Below are 15,720 nucleotides of genomic sequence, written 5' to 3'. Positions count from 1 at the left end.
AATGCCTTTTTGACATCTTTTCCTGCTGTATATTTTCCGGCCTTTCTTGAAGATTTAACAATCTTGTATTTATTTTTGCACAAAAAAAACTGCACCGATAACAAGAAACAGAAAATTGACAAGAAAGGCTGAAAGTATCGGATTTATATACCCACCCTTTCCCATTGCAATGCTAAGTGCAAACATTATATAGAAAAGAATTCCAATAACAATTCCTATGCCTATACCCTGAAGTGCACCGATTTTTCTGCTTACAACAGCAACCGAACATGCCATGACTACTAGGATAAAGTTTGCAAACGGAATTGAATATTTTGTATAAAAATCAACAACCAACCTTCTTGGGGTCCTATGTGGATTTCGGCTTATGCTGTATAAATATTCCCTGAATTGTGGTATGGAGGCTACCTCAGGGTTGAACTCAGGTTCAAGTAATTTGCCCGGGCTTATTTCAAGAGACAGATCCATTTCACCTGCCACTACGGGTTCTTCATATGTTGGCAGATATTGAAATATAGATACACCTTTTGCCTTCCAGATATTATTTTCCCATTTTGCAGATTGAACAACTGTTTTTTTTGAAAGTATGTCTTCATCTGTATATTCTGTTATTATCACATTATAAAGTGTCTCTGAATAAATATCATAACTTTCTGCAAACAACATTTTTTTCCTGCTGATATGTTTTGTTAAATTGTTTATTGTTGTTGGCTTTTTCTGTTGTTTTTCTTCAAAATAAATTCTTTTAATTGCCAGTGCCCTGGAATATGTTTGAGGGGCAATAAATTCACTTATAAAAAATGAAACAAAACTTAAAACCATAGAAATTATAACCACAGGCAGTGCAATCCTGAACCTGCTTATTCCACAGGCGAGCATAGCTCCTATTTCACCTTCTTTGTTCATAATACTAAAACCATACAGTGTTGATATCAGGATGCAAAAAGGAATTATTCGGACAAACACATATGGTATCTGGTTTATATAGTATTTAAAAACTATCTCCACAGGCACCTTTGCTCTTATTATCTCATCCAGACGACCGAAAATATCAATAAGTATAAAAAGCACCAGAAAAAGCAAAAACGAAATAAATATTAAAGGCAAAATATTTCTAATTGTATATTTATCTATAATTTTCATAGTTTATAAACAGGATCCCTGCTGCTGTAAACATAATATTTGCAAACCATAGAAAATACGGTTCAATCTTCCCCTCTATCGCAAGCATCTGGCTTAAAAGAAATATCAAGTAATATATTAAAATTATCAGAAGAGAGATTCCGAACGCAACAGATTTTTCTGCTCTTCTTATCCTTACTGCAATAGGCAGAGCTATTATCGCAAAAGGGATACAGGCAAACGAAAGACTCATCTTCCATTGTATTTCTGTTGAAAGAGGAGCTGTATTTATAGATTTTGCTTCTAATTCCTTTATCTGATTTTTTATCTCTTGTATTGTCATTTCACGAGGTTTTTTTTCAATCGTCCCTGAATATGAATCTTCGGGAATATGAAGTGTTATTATATATTCATCAAACATTATCTTAAAGAATGAATTTGGGTCATTGGGATCTGGCTCATCCGTGGCACCGTTATATAGTTTTAATCTTACAGACTGGTCATCGTCGCTGGGGAGGGTTTCTGCTCTGCGTGCAAATATTGTTCTTGTGGGCTTGCCCCGTTCAGGTTGGTATATGCAAACACGGTGCATTATGCCCTTTTTTATTTCACCTATATATATTACATATGGTTCAAACTGTTTTATAAATATACCGGGCTCTAAAAATGCAGTCGGCTCTTTTAAGCCTATTGATTTTATAATCTGTCTTGACTTAAAGCGTGTAGACGGTACTACCCTGTCATGGATATAAAGGCAGACAAAACTTATTAAAACAGATAGATATATCACCGGGATAATAATTTTTGAAAATGATATACCTGAAGAAAGCAATGCACTTATCTCATTGTCAGAAGACATCCTTCCGAATATAAAAATACAACCTGTAAGAAACGCCATAGGTATTGATATTGCAAGCATGTACGGAATAAGAAGCAGAAGAACCCTTGATATGTCAAATATAGAAACCCCTTTGTTTATTATAAGGTCTGCCATACCCACAAATCTTCCGGCAATAAGTACAAATACAAATATAAATATACACACAAAAAATGCTGCAAGTATTTCAAAAATTATATAATTTCTTATAATTCTCATATTATTTTTTCAAGTATCAATGGTCAGGGTGTCCCAGAGCACCAGTTGCTCTTTAATCTTCACGAAGGCAGGTAAGGTTTCACGGCTCAAGGGCAAAACTCCTCACCGGAATTTCCTGTCTGGCTTTGCTGTGGCAATATGCAGTGTCCTTGCCACAACAACGGCACAGATAAATTCTATTCCTGCCTGTCTTAGTGTTCTTGAACATTCGTCCAATGTTGAACCTGTTGTCATTATATCATCCAAGAGTATCACACTTTTTATAGTTTTATCTGTTCTTGCTATAAATGCATCCCGGACATTCTTTCTTCTTTGTTTTTTAGTTAAAAGGATTTGAGACTTTGTAAACCGTTTTCTTTTTAATATGTTTGTTTTTAATGATATATCAAGACTTTTACATACCTCTATTGCAAGAAGCTCTGATTGGTTAAATCCTCTCTCACGCATCCTTGTAATATGAAGCGGAACCGGGATAATACAATCAAATAAATTTTTCTTACCTTCTTCGGAAATATCCGGCAGAGTTTTCAGTATGTTTTCATTTATAAAACTTGAAACCATCCTGCCAAAGGTTTTCTTAAGAGCGGTTTTCCCCTGATACTTAAATTTATGTAAGCACTCTTTTAGTACCCCTTCATATAAACACACTGAAAAACCCCTGTCAAATTGCGGCGGAAATTTTTGACATACCCTGCATATTTTTGCCAGTTCCTGTCTTTCAGCAGGAAGAGGTCTTCCGCATTTTGTACAAAACGGAGCCTTTAGATAATAAAATTTATCAAGGCATTGCTTGCACATCTGGTCACTTGAAAAAACATCAATCCTTTGCCTGCAAACCAAACAATGAAGGGGATAAAACAGATTTATAAAAGCGGCGATTATTTTTTCCACTTTATTTTATCTTCTTCTTTTTGGGGGTATGTCTCGAGCACTTAAGAGCCTGCGGGTGAGCGCGCCTGGCGAACATCCCGAGCCGTACCTAAATAATACACCTTATCACTGAAAGATACTGTATATATTATAGTCTTACAAATTCGCAATGGCAATCCTCTTGAAATCCCATGTGTTATCGCTTAAAATAACTCTAACAAATTATGACAAAAGGATGTCCACTTATCATCTTCTTATCCGTTTTATTGCTATTTTTGCCTGGTTGTGCAACCATATATAATCCTGCCACTGAAAGACAAGAGTTTGTATTTATTGATACACAACAAGAGGTTGCATTAGGTCAAAAATTATCATACCAGATACAAGGAAAATATGTTTTAATACACAACAATGATGAAAAAAGAGTGCAAGAGATTGGAAAAAGAATAGCATCTGTGTCTGACAGAAAAGATATAAACTATAATTTTTTTGTTGTAAAAGATAAAAATATAAATGCGTTTGCATTGCCGGGTGGTTATGTATATGTTCACACAGGGCTTCTTAATTTTATAAAAACAGACGATGAGCTTGCCTGCGTTATAGGGCATGAGATTGGACATATTGCAGCAAGACATCCCATAAAAAGACTTGAAGCAGTATACGGCTATTCACTTATTTCTGCAATTGTATTCAGAGATTCATCAGATTTTTCTTCAATACAAGAAATAACAAATACAGTTTTTAGCCTGATAGTTCTTGGTTACGGTAGAGAAGACGAATTGCTTGCAGACAGACTGGGGATTAAATACAGCAGAAAGGCTGGCTATAATCCTTCTGCAATGGTTGATTTTTTGAAAAGATTGAAGGTAATTGAAAATAAAAAAGTTTTGGTTCCGGTATGGGCAAGAACACACCCTGATATAGATGAGCGTATAAAAATAGCAGAACAAGAGATTCTCATCTACAATGGAAGATAGATGGTATTTTTTATAGTAGTAAAGATAGATATTGAGCGGTTGTTCAATGAGTTGATGTATTTTATAATGACGCAACCCTTTTTTGTTGTGTTTCTTGCGTTTTTTGTGGTGGGTGTTTTAATTGCAGGAATTTGTATAGGGGGGAAGATTCTTTTTCAAAATGCTTTTAGACTCTGAATTTCGTGCTACATTAAAAACCTTAAAAAAAATGGAAAAACCACAGATTCAAGATTTAACAGAGGAAAGAAAAAAGCAGGAGAAGTTATCACAGATAAGGCTAAAGATACAAAACTCTTTTGTTAGCCTTTCAAAAGCAGAAATATGGGGAATAACAGACGACGGAAAAGAAATAAAATGTGAAGTGCAGGGAAATGAACCATTTTTTATAGGAAGGGCTGAGAAAGCAAATCATCTGGTTTTACCGGAACTTACTATTTCCCGTAAACACTGTGTTATTATTCCTACTGTTGATGGCTATATTCTTGAGGATTTAGAAAGTAAGCACGGAACATTTGTTAATGATATGAAGATAGAAAAACTAATACTAAGATCTGGAGATACGATAAAAATAGGAGGGACCAATCTTGTTTTCAGATTAGCCGCTGATAAGAACAGGAGGTGAGTATTTCTGAGATTATGCATAAGAAGCCCCGCTGATGGCTGCTCGCCCAGCAGGAGAAAAGACAAAAACCCGAGATTAAAAGTAAAAACACATGTTGTTTACATAGTTATTATGCAGATTCTATGCAAAAAAACAGGGTGAGATTGAAGATATAAGTTCTGAACAGTGCCTGCATTGTTATGCAGGAATATGAAATTCTGCACATTCTCGGAGGTGGCGCATGTTTTTATGGCTCACCTCTGTATATGGTTCTTATAATGATAAGGATGGTCCTAACTCCAGAGTGGGGCTGTGGCGCAGTTGGGAGCGCGTCTTGTTCGCAACGAGAAGGCCAGGGGTTCGAATCCCCTCAGCTCCACCAAAAAGATAGGAGATAGGAGATAGTAGGTAGTAGGTAGGAAAAAAGATAAAAGATATTGAGTGAAACGCAGAAAATAGATTGCATTGAGTATCCCCCTGACTTGAGAAAGGTTACCACCCCTGACCAGAAAAGGATTGAGAAGAAAGAAGGCTTTCCCCATTGTTTAAGGGGTAATTCAAAGGGGTGAAACCCCTGTGAAATCGCAAGATTGGCCGAGTGGGTTTAACCCCTTGAGCTTTACCAAAACAAATTTGAGGAATGCTCTGTCTTGTCCTGCCGCCCCTGCCCCTAATGAACGCGAAGTGTTCTACTGCTGGGGTTTCTGCTGTGGCAATTTTTCGTGTGGAATTTTCAAGTGGTTCAAAACAGTTTCAAGCCTCCTGAATCCGCCGTCGCTTCTTAGCTTAACCCATTCAACTTTTCGGCTATTTAATTGTTTTTGTTAGTATCTGAAAATTTATCAGCCACAAAAAACCTTGCTGTCTCTGACTATGATTGTATCCTGTCTTGAAATTTTTTAATCAAGTTTTTTGCTTTTGATTTTTCTTATCTATGAATTTATTTTTTGTGCTTATTTTCTATAATTTTATTTTTGATACAAAACTTTTATTTTTCAAATACCAGTCCACCGTTTTTTTTAATCCGCTTTCTATATCTACCCTTGGCGTCCAGCAAAGAAGTTTCTTGGCTTTTTTTATACAGGCGCAGGTTATTTTCATATCTGCTTTATGAAAATTTTTGTAGTCTATTTTTGCTTTTTTACATAAATATTTTTCAATATTTTTTATTATATATTTTAATGATACAGGATTGTTATTGCCTAAATTTATAATCTGGTACCTTAAGTTTTTTAAACCATTTATTGTACCTTCTGCTATGTCATCAATGTATGTCCAATCTCTTCTCTGTGTTCCATCTCCATAAACTGAAATTTTTTTATCTTCATCTATCAATTTTATAAACCTGAAAATACTCATATCTGGACGACCAGCAGGACCATATACGGTAAAGTATCTTAATATTGTTACATCAATGTTATAAAGATAATGGTATGTATATGATATGGTTTCTGCAGACCTCTTAGATGCGGCATAAGGAGAGATGGGTTTGTTCACTTCCATACACTCCTTAAAAGGGACTGGAAGTCCGGCATACAATGAGGATGTAGAAGCAAGAACAAACTTTTTTATACCAAATTTTCTCATACATTCAAGAAGATTAAGGCAACCGATTGAATTGGTTGTAAAATATACATAAGGATTTTTTAAACTGTATCGGACACCTGCTCTTGCTGCAAGGTTTATAACTGCATCAAATCTATATTTTTTAAGTATCCTGTTAAGGCAGACACTGTCTTCTATGTCTGTTTTTTCAAATCGGAGGTTTTTGTGTTTTTCAATATCGTTTAGCCTATAATTTTTTAGCCTTATATCATAGTAGTTGTTTATATTGTCTATTCCAAATACGAAGAACCCTTTTTCAAGAAGCATCTGTGCTGTTTTCCATCCTATAAATCCACAACAACCTGTTAGAAGTATCCTTTTCATTCAACATTTTTTTGTTATAACGAAAATAATTTTCTCTGTGGTATTAAGTGGAAGCCTGTCAAGTATATAAGTAGCTGACAAAAACTTACAGGCTCTCGCCTTTTTTATAAAGGGAATCTTAAAAACTCTACTTTTCAAGTCTTGAAATTTTGTTGACTATGTCAAGATATGCCAAAGCGGAGGCTTCAACAATATCTGTGCTTGAACCTCTGCCATGATACTTTTTATCTTTATACACACCTATTGCAGAAACCTGTCCTACAGCCTCTGCTCCTCCTGGCATTGCAGAAAGTTTATAATCCTCTAACTTAATGTTAAAACCTGTGATTCTTTCTATGGCATAGATTGTTGCACTCACAGGACCATCTCCTGTTGCAGCTTCTTGAACAACCCTTGTCTTTTTCCCTTCCATTATAGAAAGTCTTACTGTTGCAGTAGGAATTATGTTTTTACCTGATACTGCATTTAGATATAAAAGGTCGTATTTATTTTTTATGTCTATCTGACGAAGTTCCACAAGTGCAATAAGATCATCATCATATACCGTTCCTTTTTTATCAGCCAGTGCCTTAAACCTTTCATAAAGTTTATTTATATCAAAATCTTTTTCACTGTATCCTAGTTCCATAAGACGAGTCCTCACCATATGGCTACCAGACCTTCCTGTAAGTCTCATCTGGCTTCCTTTAAGTCCTACTGACTGAGGCGTCATTATCTCGTAGGTTCTTCTCTCTTTCAGCACCCCATCCTGATGTATGCCAGAAGAGTGTGCAAAAGCATTCGCCCCCACAACTGCCTTATTGGGCTGCACCGGGACATTACATATCTGGCTTACAAGTTTACTTGTTGTATAAATTTGTTCCGTTTTGATACTGCTGAAAATATCGGGGAATATATCTTTCCTTGTATTTAATATCATTACTATTTCTTCAAGTGCAGCATTTCCGGCTCTTTCACCAAGACCATTTATTGTACATTCAACCTGACGCGCCCCATATTTAACAGCGGTGATAGAATTTGCAGATGCCATGCCAAGGTCATTATGACAGTGAACAGATACAATTGCCTTATTAATATTGGGAACATTATTTATAACACCTGATACAATGCTACCAAACTCTTCAGGATATGTATAACCCACAGTATCTGGAAGATTTATAGTTGTTGCCCCCTCTTTTATTGCACATTCTACTATTCTGTAAAGAAAATCTCTTTCTGTTCTTCCTGTATCTTCTGATGAGAATTCAACATCACTACAAAATCTTCTTGCCAGCCTTACAGAATCTTTTGCCATTTGAAGAATTTCTTCGTCTGTTTTTCTTAATTTCTTCTCCCTGTGTATGCGGGAGGTTCCTACGAATATATGGATACGCGGACATCTTGCATATTGAAGAGCATCTTTGCAAGTCTCTATATCTTTTTTAACACATCTTGCAAGACCGCATATAATGGGTTTTCTAATCTGTCTTGCCATCGTTGATACAGACTCAAAATCGCCCATTGAAGAAACAGGGAACCCTGCCTCTATAACATCTACCCCAAGTCTTTCAAGCTGCTTTGCAATAACAATCTTTTCTTTAACAGAAAGGCTTGCCGGAAGAGCCTGCTCTCCATCTCTCAGTGTGGTATCAAATATAATAATCTTTTCAGCCATAGTTAATATATTATCATTTACTATCTAAATGTCAAAAACAAAAATAAGAAGATGTGAATTTTTTGTTGACATTAAACCATTGCCGGTTATAATTATGCGCAGGAAAGACAAGCTAATAACTGACAGAAAGAAACACAAAAAGAGGGTAGAAAATAGACCTGTGGAGGAATTATTTGTTCTGTTAAAAATTCATTAGCAAAAAAGATAAAATCTAAGATAAGATGAAAGAGGTGAAATGAAAACATTGGTTATATATTATTCGTTAACTGGCGCAACAAAAATGGTTGCAGATTTAATTGCAGAACGCCTAAATTGCAAATCTATAGAAATATTAGAAAAAGAAAATAGAAAAGGAATAAAGGAATTTTTGTCTGGTGGGAAGGATGCTATGTTTAAAAAATATTCCCAGATTAAACTATCAGAACAGGCTGATATTTCATCGTTTGATACTGTCATTGTAGGAACACCTGTATGGGCATTTACAATGACACCTGCGGTAAGAAGTTTTCTTATGTTTAATAAGAAAAAACTCAAAAACACTGCCTTCTTTTGTACGCTTGGTGGTAGGGGGGGGCAGGAAAAACATTTAAGAGTATGGAAGAACTATCAGGACTAGAGCCAAAAACTACGGTTGCCATAAAAAGAAACAAAATCAAAAATAAAGTCTTTATTGAAAAAAATTAAATCTTTTACAAGCAAAGCACTATAAACCCTTAGAGAATAAATTAAAAGAAACAGGGTTTTCTATCATTCTACTTTCATAAAAAATGCTGTTTTTTATCATCTAAACAAGCCTGCTTGACATATACCCTCTATAAGCTGGCCCAGCTTTGTTGGATACCCTGATGCTCCCTGGTGAAACTTTTTTCCCACTTTCACCTAAAAAATTCCTACCATTTACAAAGAGAATTAGATTATCCTGCTTAATCCTTAATTGTTACATCGGGATTTATTAAAATTTCTACACAATAAAATGTGCCAGATAAAGATTTTTTATAAATTTTCTAAAAAGATTTAATAATAATCTGTCTTGTCTAAAATATTTTTTATGCTTTGTTTTTAATCCTAACAATTTCCAGTTTTCAAGACTGCTGTATTTTTTATACACATTTTTAAGTTCTACATCTGTTTATTATCTTAAGTTCTTTAACAGGGGTAAGTCTGTCAAACTCACCAGCAACTGAAAAATGAAACCTTGGCATTATAAGTAAATTAATACTTGCTGTTGTAAAAAATTTCAAATATCGGCAAAGCTCCCCACCCAAAAAATGGGCAAGGTTTTAAGCACCATAGGCAAGAAGGAGGCGAGGGCGAGATTTTCAACGCCGCAGACGGACAAGCACAAACACCACACCCCCAAGTGGGTACCTGTTTCTACTTTTTAGTTTAAAATTGCACTTCCGACCACTTTTTCCCTTCATAGTTTTAATAGATTATACGCTGCGCATACTTGTCCCCGTCGAGCGCAAGGATAAGTCTGTGGCTTCTGCTTCTGATAACATCTTTTTTACTTCCTTGTTGCTGTAATGTTTTTAAGTAAGGGTTGTGTCATTTTCTAATATTGTTCCAGAGGCTTAATTTTACACTTATTTATTCTTCCTTACATGCTTTTACAAATGCCACTATATTTTCTACTGAAACATCAGGTTCAAGTATATGTGTAGGCGCAAGTATTAATGCCCCATCATATCCAACTGTTTTTTTCATTTCGTCTACAACCTTTCTGATATCTTCAGGCGTTCCAAATGGCATTGTGGTTTGGGTCCCTATTGTTCCATCTAATACAAGTTGCTTCCCAAATCTCTTTTTTACCTCTATGGGGGACATACATTCAGGTTGGACAGGATTAAGTATGGTTATTCCAATTTCTATTAAGTCAGGTATAATTTCTGTGATATTGCCGTCACTGTGATACCATATCTGGATATCAGGTTTTATCTTCCTTGCCGCACTATAAATCTTTGCCCATCTTGGTTTAAGAAAATTTCTCCATACAGATGGCGAAAACATCATTGCTTTCTGGCTCGCAACATCATCGCCTGTTGCAATAACATCTGCTCCTGCCTCTGCCAAAAATGTCGCAAGTTCAAGATTCTTTTCTGCAAATTTATCCAATATGTATTCACACCACTGTGGCTGTTCAAATAAATCTATCAAAAATTCTTCATATCCTCTGACCTGCCAACTGTCTTCGTACATATGCCCCACAAAGCAGGAAGCAACCCTTCCTTCTTTATGAACATTATCTATTTTTTCTTTTATTCTAACTTTCTCAAATTCTTTTGAAGGGTATGGGAATCTTTGTATATCAGAAAAGCTTTTTGCGTTTCTTAAAGGACTTATATATCCAGTAAAATGATAGAATTTTGCAGGAATTTCAAGCACACCTAACTCATTTATAAATGAACCTTCTGGTTTTTCTACATCCTCAAAATATACATCGAAATCCGGCTTCTGTTTTTGAATCGCCTCTGGGAATATATTGTTACGATGATATATACCAAAAAAATCCCGTAGGTCGACATTTTTATCAAGTTTATACTTCTCTCTGATTTTTTTATCAACCTCAGGCGTAAACTCTGCATAAAATAAAAATTCTTTGTTCCCCCTGTGTTCAACTGTAGATTTAAATAATTCAAGATGTGTCACTGTTCTTCCTTGTATATTTCGTAAAGACACACAAACACTGATTGTCTTTGTCTTTTTTATCTTTATCTTGCTTTCATCTCCTAATCTAAGTTTAAAAATACTCTATACAATAAACCCAAGCCCTTCTGTCTTTTCCTGAAATTCCAACACAATGATTATAAGGATTAAACAGGCATTTCATTCCCCTGCCAGAATTTTAGGGACAGGGCACCACTATCTTTGTATTGCTCTTTTTATGACCTTCTGAATATTTCTTAAGTAGTATTTTATATCAAAACAATTGTTTAGTTCATTTTCTGTAAGAAGGGTTTTTACTTCTTGATCTTGCATAAGCAGGTTTTTAAAATCAAGACCTTGTTCTCGTGATTTCATTGCATTTTTTTGAACAACCTCATATGCTTTTTCTCTTGAAAGTCCTTTTTCAGAAAGTTTTAGCATCACCCTTTGTGAAAATATAAGCCCCCTTGTGTGACTTATGTTTTTTAACATATTTTCAGGGTATATATTTAGATTTTCAAGAACCTCCCTTAATTTAACAATTATATAGTCAAGTGCAATACAGGCATCAGGCAGTATGATTCTTTCAGCAGATGAGTTTGTAAGATCTCTTTCATGCCATAGTGAGACTGTTTCCATAGAGGTTAAAGCATACCCCCTGAGCACTCTTGCAAGCCCTGTTATTCTTTCAGATATAATCGGATTTCTTTTATGGGGCATTGCACTTGAGCCTTTCTGTGTTTTACCGAAAAACTCCTCTACTTCAAGTATTTCTGTTCTTTGCAGGTTTCTTATTTCTGTTGCAAATTTTTCCAATGATGCTCCTATTAATGCAAGTGTTGTAACAAAATATGCATGCCTGTCTCTTTGTATAATCTGTGTTGAGATTAAATCAGCATCAAGTCCTAGTTTTTTGCATACAATCTTTTCTATTCTTGTGTCTATATTAGAGAATGTGCCAACTGCGCCTGAAATTTTGCCCACAGATATTGTTTTTTTTGCAAGATACAACCTTTCTATGTGTCTTTTTATTTCCTGATACCATACTGCCATCTTAAAACCAAATGTTATGGGTTCTGCATGAACACCATGTGTTCTTCCAATCATTGGGGTGATGGTATATTTTTTTGAAAGTGTTTTTAACAAAGAAGATAGTTTGTTTAAATTTTTCAGAATTAGATCGGAAGATGCTTTAAGCCTGATTGCAAGAGCAGTATCTTCTATATCATAGGAGGTTAAACCGACGTGAATGTACCTTAAGTCTTCTTTTACATATTCAGAAAGGTTTTTAAGAAATGCAAGTAAGTCGTGACCTGTTCCTCCTTTGCCGAACTCAATCTCTTCTATTTTTTTGACATCAAATTTGACATTTTTCTTTATCCTTTCTACAACATTTTTAGGAATACTTCCAATCTCGCACTGTGCCTCAAGTGCTGCAATTTCTACATCAAGCCAGGTTTTGAATTTATTCTGTTCAGACCATATATTTCCCATCTGTGGCAGTGTATATCTTGATATCATTTCCTCCCCCCTTTAACACAATAAAAGCCCGTCAACCTCACCTCAGCTGATGGGCTTTTATTGTTCCCGCAGGACTCTTGTCCTACTTTTTTTTGGGTTTTTTCTTTGAACATCCTCCGTCCATACACCCTCCTTTCCAACAAATATTATATCAATAATTGTTATCCTGTCAAACTTGTTAAACTGATAAATTTACAGGTAGTGCTCAGGTCTTTGTGCCTGTATTATTGAGGTATTTCCCACTTTTGATGAGATTCTAATTTTTTAATTGGGCCACTTCATTTTTCAGCCATTGGTTTAGGTAGTTTTTCACCCAGTCCTTTTTTTAAGAAGTCAGTCCAGCCCCCTTGAAAAATATTTTTTAGGGAAGGCCCAAGGTTATCAATTTTTAAAATGCTCATAACCCATTGCCTGTATCTTAATACTTTCCCCTTTTTCAAATTCTAAATACATCCCCTTGCTTTTAGGCAGGATTTCGCCTATATCTGTAATTTTAACTTCAATTTTATCTTTTGCCTGTTTAATAATGTTTTTTGCCTGTTCCTGATCTGCTGTGAACAGAAGTTCAAAATCTTCTCCATCGTTCAATGCCGAGTGAACATCTTTTGCATCCTTTGACAGAGGAATACTTTTTGCGTATATCCTGCAACCGGTTTTGCTTTCTTCGCATATCCTTTTAATATCAGAACCAAGTCCGTCTGAGATGTCTATCATAGAATTTATTTTAAAATTCTTAACAAGGCTCTGGGCCTCTTTCAAGCGGGGGATAAATTTAAGATGACGCCCTTTTATTGAACCACCCAGGGAACCTGTTACGAGGATTCTGTCTGCAATTTTTGCGCCTTTTCTTGTGATAAATTTTTTATTTTTTGTTTTCCCGATTATTGCAATTGTTATCTGCAAATATTTGCCTGAGGATAGGTCCCCGCCGACTACTTGGACATCAAATTGATCGGCAATATGTTTTATTCCTTTTGCAATCTTTTTTAAAATCTGCCACCCATATTTATCTGGAAGAACAACACCGACAACGCAATACAGCGGAATCCCGGACATTGCGGCAATATCACTTAAATTTATTGCCAGTGATTTTCTCCCGGCAAGAAATGCGTCGTTTTTATTCCTTATCTTAAAATCAATACCCTCTACAATCATATCTGTGGCAAAAACAAGATGTTCGCTTGCATCCAGACCTATAACAGCCGCATCGTCTCCTATACCCACAAGGATATTTCTATCCTTTGTCTTAAATATGTTTCTTATTTTTGAGAGCATTTCAAATTCTTGCATATAATTCTTATTGCCTGTTCAGGAGTATCAACGATATGAAACAGTCTTAAATCGTCTTTACTTATCTTTCCCTGTTTTAGGGTTGTATCTGTGAGCCATTGTATAAGCCCATTCCAATACTTTTTGTTCACCAATACAATTGTTACAGGGGAAAGTCTTTTTGTCTGAAACAGTGTGAGTATTTCAAAAAATTCGTCTAATGTTCCATATCCGCCGGGTAAAAATACAAATGCCACCGCATATTTTACAAACATAACCTTTCTTACAAAAAAATATCTGAACCGCAAAAGATGTTTTACATAAGGGTTGGGTTTTTGCTGTGTTGGAAGTTCTATGTTCAGCCCTATTGATTCACCGCCTGCATTAAATGCGCCCTTGTTTGCCGCTTCCATAATCCCTGGACCTGCTCCTGTTATAACAGCAAGTCCTTTTTTTACGGCAATTGCGGCTATTTTTTGTGCAGTCTGGTAATCAGCATCAGATGGCACTGCCTTTGTTGAACCAAATATAGATACTGCAGGAGGAAGCACTGCAAGGGTTTCAAAACCATCTATAAATTCACTCATTATCCTGAATACTCTCCATGTATCTTCTGCCCTAAAATCTGACGAAGGTTTTATCTTTGACATATGCCCCCTACTTAAATCTAAAACAAATTTTTGCCTTTACCGCCCCCCTGGGACAAATCTCTTGACAACAAAGACAGGATATACACCTGTGGACATCAAGAGATAGAAAGTTTTTCTTAAAAACAATTGCACCTTTCGGACAACTCTTTACACAAAGACCGCACTTAGAACAAACCTGTTTTTTAAAAACGGGCATAATACTTATAAACCTGCCAACTAACTTTAATGTTGCCGAAGGTATTTTCAATATTATACCTGATTTTGGTAAAATAAAACCAGGGATAGGTTTTGCAAAAGTGCTTTCGCCATCTATTTCTATATCTTCCATTTTACAGTTTCCGATGCCTCTTACATCTGCAATTCTTAACATCGGGATATGCAAGGGGTCAAGTCCCATCATAACAGCCATAACGGTATCTAATGCCACAACATCTCTTGAACACAATATTAATCCTATGTTCCGTGCTTTGCCGGCTGAACCGGGTCCGTCGCCTTCAAGCCCTATTATACCATCCATAATTGTAAGGTGTGGCTTTACTTTTTCAAGTATATCTATTAAAAGTTTTGAAAATTCTTGTATTGAAGGATAGTCGCTGTGGTAATTTATTTTCTGCGTACCGGGTACGATACCAAACATATTTTTTATTCCACCTGTAAGTATTGTAAGATTATGTGTCTTGAATTTAGGAAGATTTATAATAACATCTGATTCAAGAGCAATACTTGCCAGGGGTATTTTCCAGTCTGTCACCTTATTGAAAAATATACATTCTGCATTTTCCTGCTCACATATCCTTTTTACCCCCGTTTTTTCATACACCTCTTCCATCCTTACACTTCCATAGCATGAATCTCCAATAATTGCTTTTGCACCCACACGGTGGACTATTCTTACAACCGCTCTTATAAATTCCGGATGTGTTGTAATGGCTAAAAATGGCTCTGATGCGGAAAGCAGGTTTGGTTTAATAAGGACCCTGTTGTGTTTTTTAACAATACTTTCTATACCCCCGATATCAGTTAAACACCTTTCAACTGCCTGTTGCACATCGTCTATGTGATATGTTGGACACCTGTGTATAGAAACAATACTTTTCATAATGCTCATATGTCCTTGCAAAGTCTATAGCCCACATTGTGAGTTGTTTCTATGTATGTTTTACCTGTGGTTTCTATTTTACTTCTTATCCTTCTTACAGGGGCATCAACTGTTCCTGTGTCTTTGTAGAGGCAAAGTCCCAGACCTTGCTCAATAATGCTTCACAGACATACCATCAAGTCCTACGCTTAAAAATATTATAACAGAATTTCAATAAAAAAGCCTCCTGTGTTAAAAAAGGAGAAATTAAATATTTATCATATATTTTTTGTAATGTGTTATAATT

Annotated in this window: 14 protein-coding genes and 1 tRNA gene; 4 read left to right on the top strand and 11 right to left on the bottom strand. The window is 35.6% G+C overall.

The features are described from left to right. Positions 1-69 precede the first annotated feature (69 nt). The 3 genes from B9J78_03195 to B9J78_03185 all read right to left on the bottom strand — a co-directional run bounded on the left by B9J78_03195 (position 70) and on the right by B9J78_03185 (position 3,109). A complete protein-coding gene (locus B9J78_03195) occupies positions 70-1,143 on the bottom strand; it encodes a hypothetical protein (GenBank protein ID MBA2123928.1) in 1,074 nt (357 codons plus the stop codon). Next, positions 1,127-2,218, bottom strand: coding sequence for a hypothetical protein (locus B9J78_03190; protein MBA2123927.1), 1,092 nt, complete (start codon positions 2,216-2,218; stop codon positions 1,127-1,129). Before B9J78_03190 ends, B9J78_03195 begins: the two co-directional genes overlap by 17 nt. 102 nt (positions 2,219-2,320) lie before the next feature. Beyond that, positions 2,321-3,109 carry a hypothetical protein gene (locus tag B9J78_03185; GenBank protein ID MBA2123926.1) on the bottom strand — a complete coding sequence of 263 codons (789 nt, stop codon included), beginning with the start codon at positions 3,107-3,109 and terminating at the stop codon, positions 2,321-2,323. A gap of 203 nt (positions 3,110-3,312) precedes the next feature. Here B9J78_03185 and B9J78_03180 point away from each other — a divergent pair, with 203 nt between their 5' ends. From B9J78_03180 to B9J78_03170, 3 genes are all read left to right on the top strand, one after another. Beyond that, the gene (locus tag B9J78_03180) at positions 3,313-4,065 is read left to right on the top strand and encodes a hypothetical protein (protein MBA2123925.1); all 753 of its coding nucleotides are present in this window, start codon (positions 3,313-3,315) and stop codon (positions 4,063-4,065) included. A 160-nt stretch (positions 4,066-4,225) separates the two neighbouring features. After that, entirely contained in the window at positions 4,226-4,687 is a 462-nt protein-coding gene (locus tag B9J78_03175; protein MBA2123924.1) for a hypothetical protein, read from the top strand. Positions 4,688-4,972: 285 nt separating this feature from the next. Next, positions 4,973-5,048 (top strand) — tRNA-Ala (locus B9J78_03170). Between the two features lie 578 nt (positions 5,049-5,626). Here B9J78_03170 and B9J78_03165 read toward each other — a convergent pair. Together B9J78_03165 and B9J78_03160 are read right to left on the bottom strand one after the other, a co-directional pair. Further along, on the bottom strand, positions 5,627-6,595 hold the full coding sequence (locus B9J78_03165; protein MBA2123923.1) for a nucleotide sugar epimerase: 969 nt from the start codon (positions 6,593-6,595) through the stop codon (positions 5,627-5,629). A 127-nt stretch (positions 6,596-6,722) separates the two neighbouring features. Beyond that, a complete protein-coding gene (locus B9J78_03160; GenBank protein MBA2123922.1) occupies positions 6,723-8,249 on the bottom strand; it encodes a 2-isopropylmalate synthase in 1,527 nt (508 codons plus the stop codon). A 235-nt stretch (positions 8,250-8,484) separates the two neighbouring features. On the opposite strand from B9J78_03160, the gene B9J78_03155 reads away from it, so the two are divergent. Beyond that, positions 8,485-8,865, top strand: a complete 381-nt coding sequence (locus tag B9J78_03155; protein MBA2123921.1) for a hypothetical protein — start codon at positions 8,485-8,487, stop codon at positions 8,863-8,865. Positions 8,866-9,839: 974 nt separating this feature from the next. Here B9J78_03155 and B9J78_03150 read toward each other — a convergent pair. The 6 genes from B9J78_03150 to B9J78_03125 all read right to left on the bottom strand — a co-directional run bounded on the left by B9J78_03150 (position 9,840) and on the right by B9J78_03125 (position 15,592). Further along, positions 9,840-10,898, bottom strand: a complete 1,059-nt coding sequence (locus tag B9J78_03150; GenBank protein MBA2123920.1) for a hypothetical protein — start codon at positions 10,896-10,898, stop codon at positions 9,840-9,842. A gap of 213 nt (positions 10,899-11,111) precedes the next feature. Next, a complete protein-coding gene (locus B9J78_03145) occupies positions 11,112-12,416 on the bottom strand; it encodes an adenylosuccinate lyase (protein ID MBA2123919.1) in 1,305 nt (434 codons plus the stop codon). A gap of 381 nt (positions 12,417-12,797) precedes the next feature. Beyond that, positions 12,798-13,706, bottom strand: coding sequence for a thiamine-phosphate kinase (locus B9J78_03140; protein MBA2123918.1), 909 nt, complete (start codon positions 13,704-13,706; stop codon positions 12,798-12,800). Further along, complete coding sequence (locus tag B9J78_03135) at positions 13,676-14,335, bottom strand: Rossman fold protein, TIGR00730 family (GenBank protein MBA2123917.1); 660 nt, start codon at positions 14,333-14,335, stop codon at positions 13,676-13,678. Before B9J78_03135 ends, B9J78_03140 begins: the two co-directional genes overlap by 31 nt. 7 nt (positions 14,336-14,342) lie before the next feature. Next, the gene (locus tag B9J78_03130) at positions 14,343-15,443 is read right to left on the bottom strand and encodes a hypothetical protein (GenBank protein MBA2123916.1); all 1,101 of its coding nucleotides are present in this window, start codon (positions 15,441-15,443) and stop codon (positions 14,343-14,345) included. Next, positions 15,440-15,592: a hypothetical protein gene (locus tag B9J78_03125; protein MBA2123915.1), complete on the bottom strand. Its 153-nt coding sequence runs from the start codon at positions 15,590-15,592 to the stop codon at positions 15,440-15,442. Before B9J78_03125 ends, B9J78_03130 begins: the two co-directional genes overlap by 4 nt. Positions 15,593-15,720 lie beyond the last annotated feature (128 nt).

Source organism: bacterium Unc6 (assembly GCA_013626165.1).
In the GTDB taxonomy this organism is placed as follows: domain Bacteria; phylum Omnitrophota; class Gorgyraeia; order Velesiimonadales; family Velesiimonadaceae; genus Velesiimonas; species Velesiimonas alkalicola.
This window is presented reverse-complemented; position numbering and strand designations above follow the sequence as displayed.

What these genes read in the sequence shown, in the direction of transcription:
- B9J78_03160 (MBA2123922.1), bottom strand. Translation starts at nt 8,249, where the DNA reads ATGGCTGAAAAGATTATTATATTTGATACCACACTGAGAGATGGAGAG.
- B9J78_03135 (MBA2123917.1), bottom strand. Translation starts at nt 14,335, where the DNA reads ATGTCAAAGATAAAACCTTCGTCAGATTTTAGGGCAGAAGATACATGG.
- B9J78_03130 (MBA2123916.1), bottom strand. Translation starts at nt 15,443, where the DNA reads ATGAGCATTATGAAAAGTATTGTTTCTATACACAGGTGTCCAACATAT.
- B9J78_03145 (MBA2123919.1), bottom strand. Translation starts at nt 12,416, where the DNA reads ATGATATCAAGATATACACTGCCACAGATGGGAAATATATGGTCTGAA.
- B9J78_03190 (MBA2123927.1), bottom strand. Translation starts at nt 2,218, where the DNA reads ATGAGAATTATAAGAAATTATATAATTTTTGAAATACTTGCAGCATTT.
- B9J78_03165 (MBA2123923.1), bottom strand. Translation starts at nt 6,595, where the DNA reads ATGAAAAGGATACTTCTAACAGGTTGTTGTGGATTTATAGGATGGAAA.
- B9J78_03140 (MBA2123918.1), bottom strand. Translation starts at nt 13,706, where the DNA reads ATGCAAGAATTTGAAATGCTCTCAAAAATAAGAAACATATTTAAGACA.
- B9J78_03155 (MBA2123921.1), top strand. Translation starts at nt 8,485, where the DNA reads ATGAAAACATTGGTTATATATTATTCGTTAACTGGCGCAACAAAAATG.
- B9J78_03195 (MBA2123928.1), bottom strand. Translation starts at nt 1,143, where the DNA reads ATGAAAATTATAGATAAATATACAATTAGAAATATTTTGCCTTTAATA.
- B9J78_03175 (MBA2123924.1), top strand. Translation starts at nt 4,226, where the DNA reads ATGCTTTTAGACTCTGAATTTCGTGCTACATTAAAAACCTTAAAAAAA.
- B9J78_03180 (MBA2123925.1), top strand. Translation starts at nt 3,313, where the DNA reads ATGACAAAAGGATGTCCACTTATCATCTTCTTATCCGTTTTATTGCTA.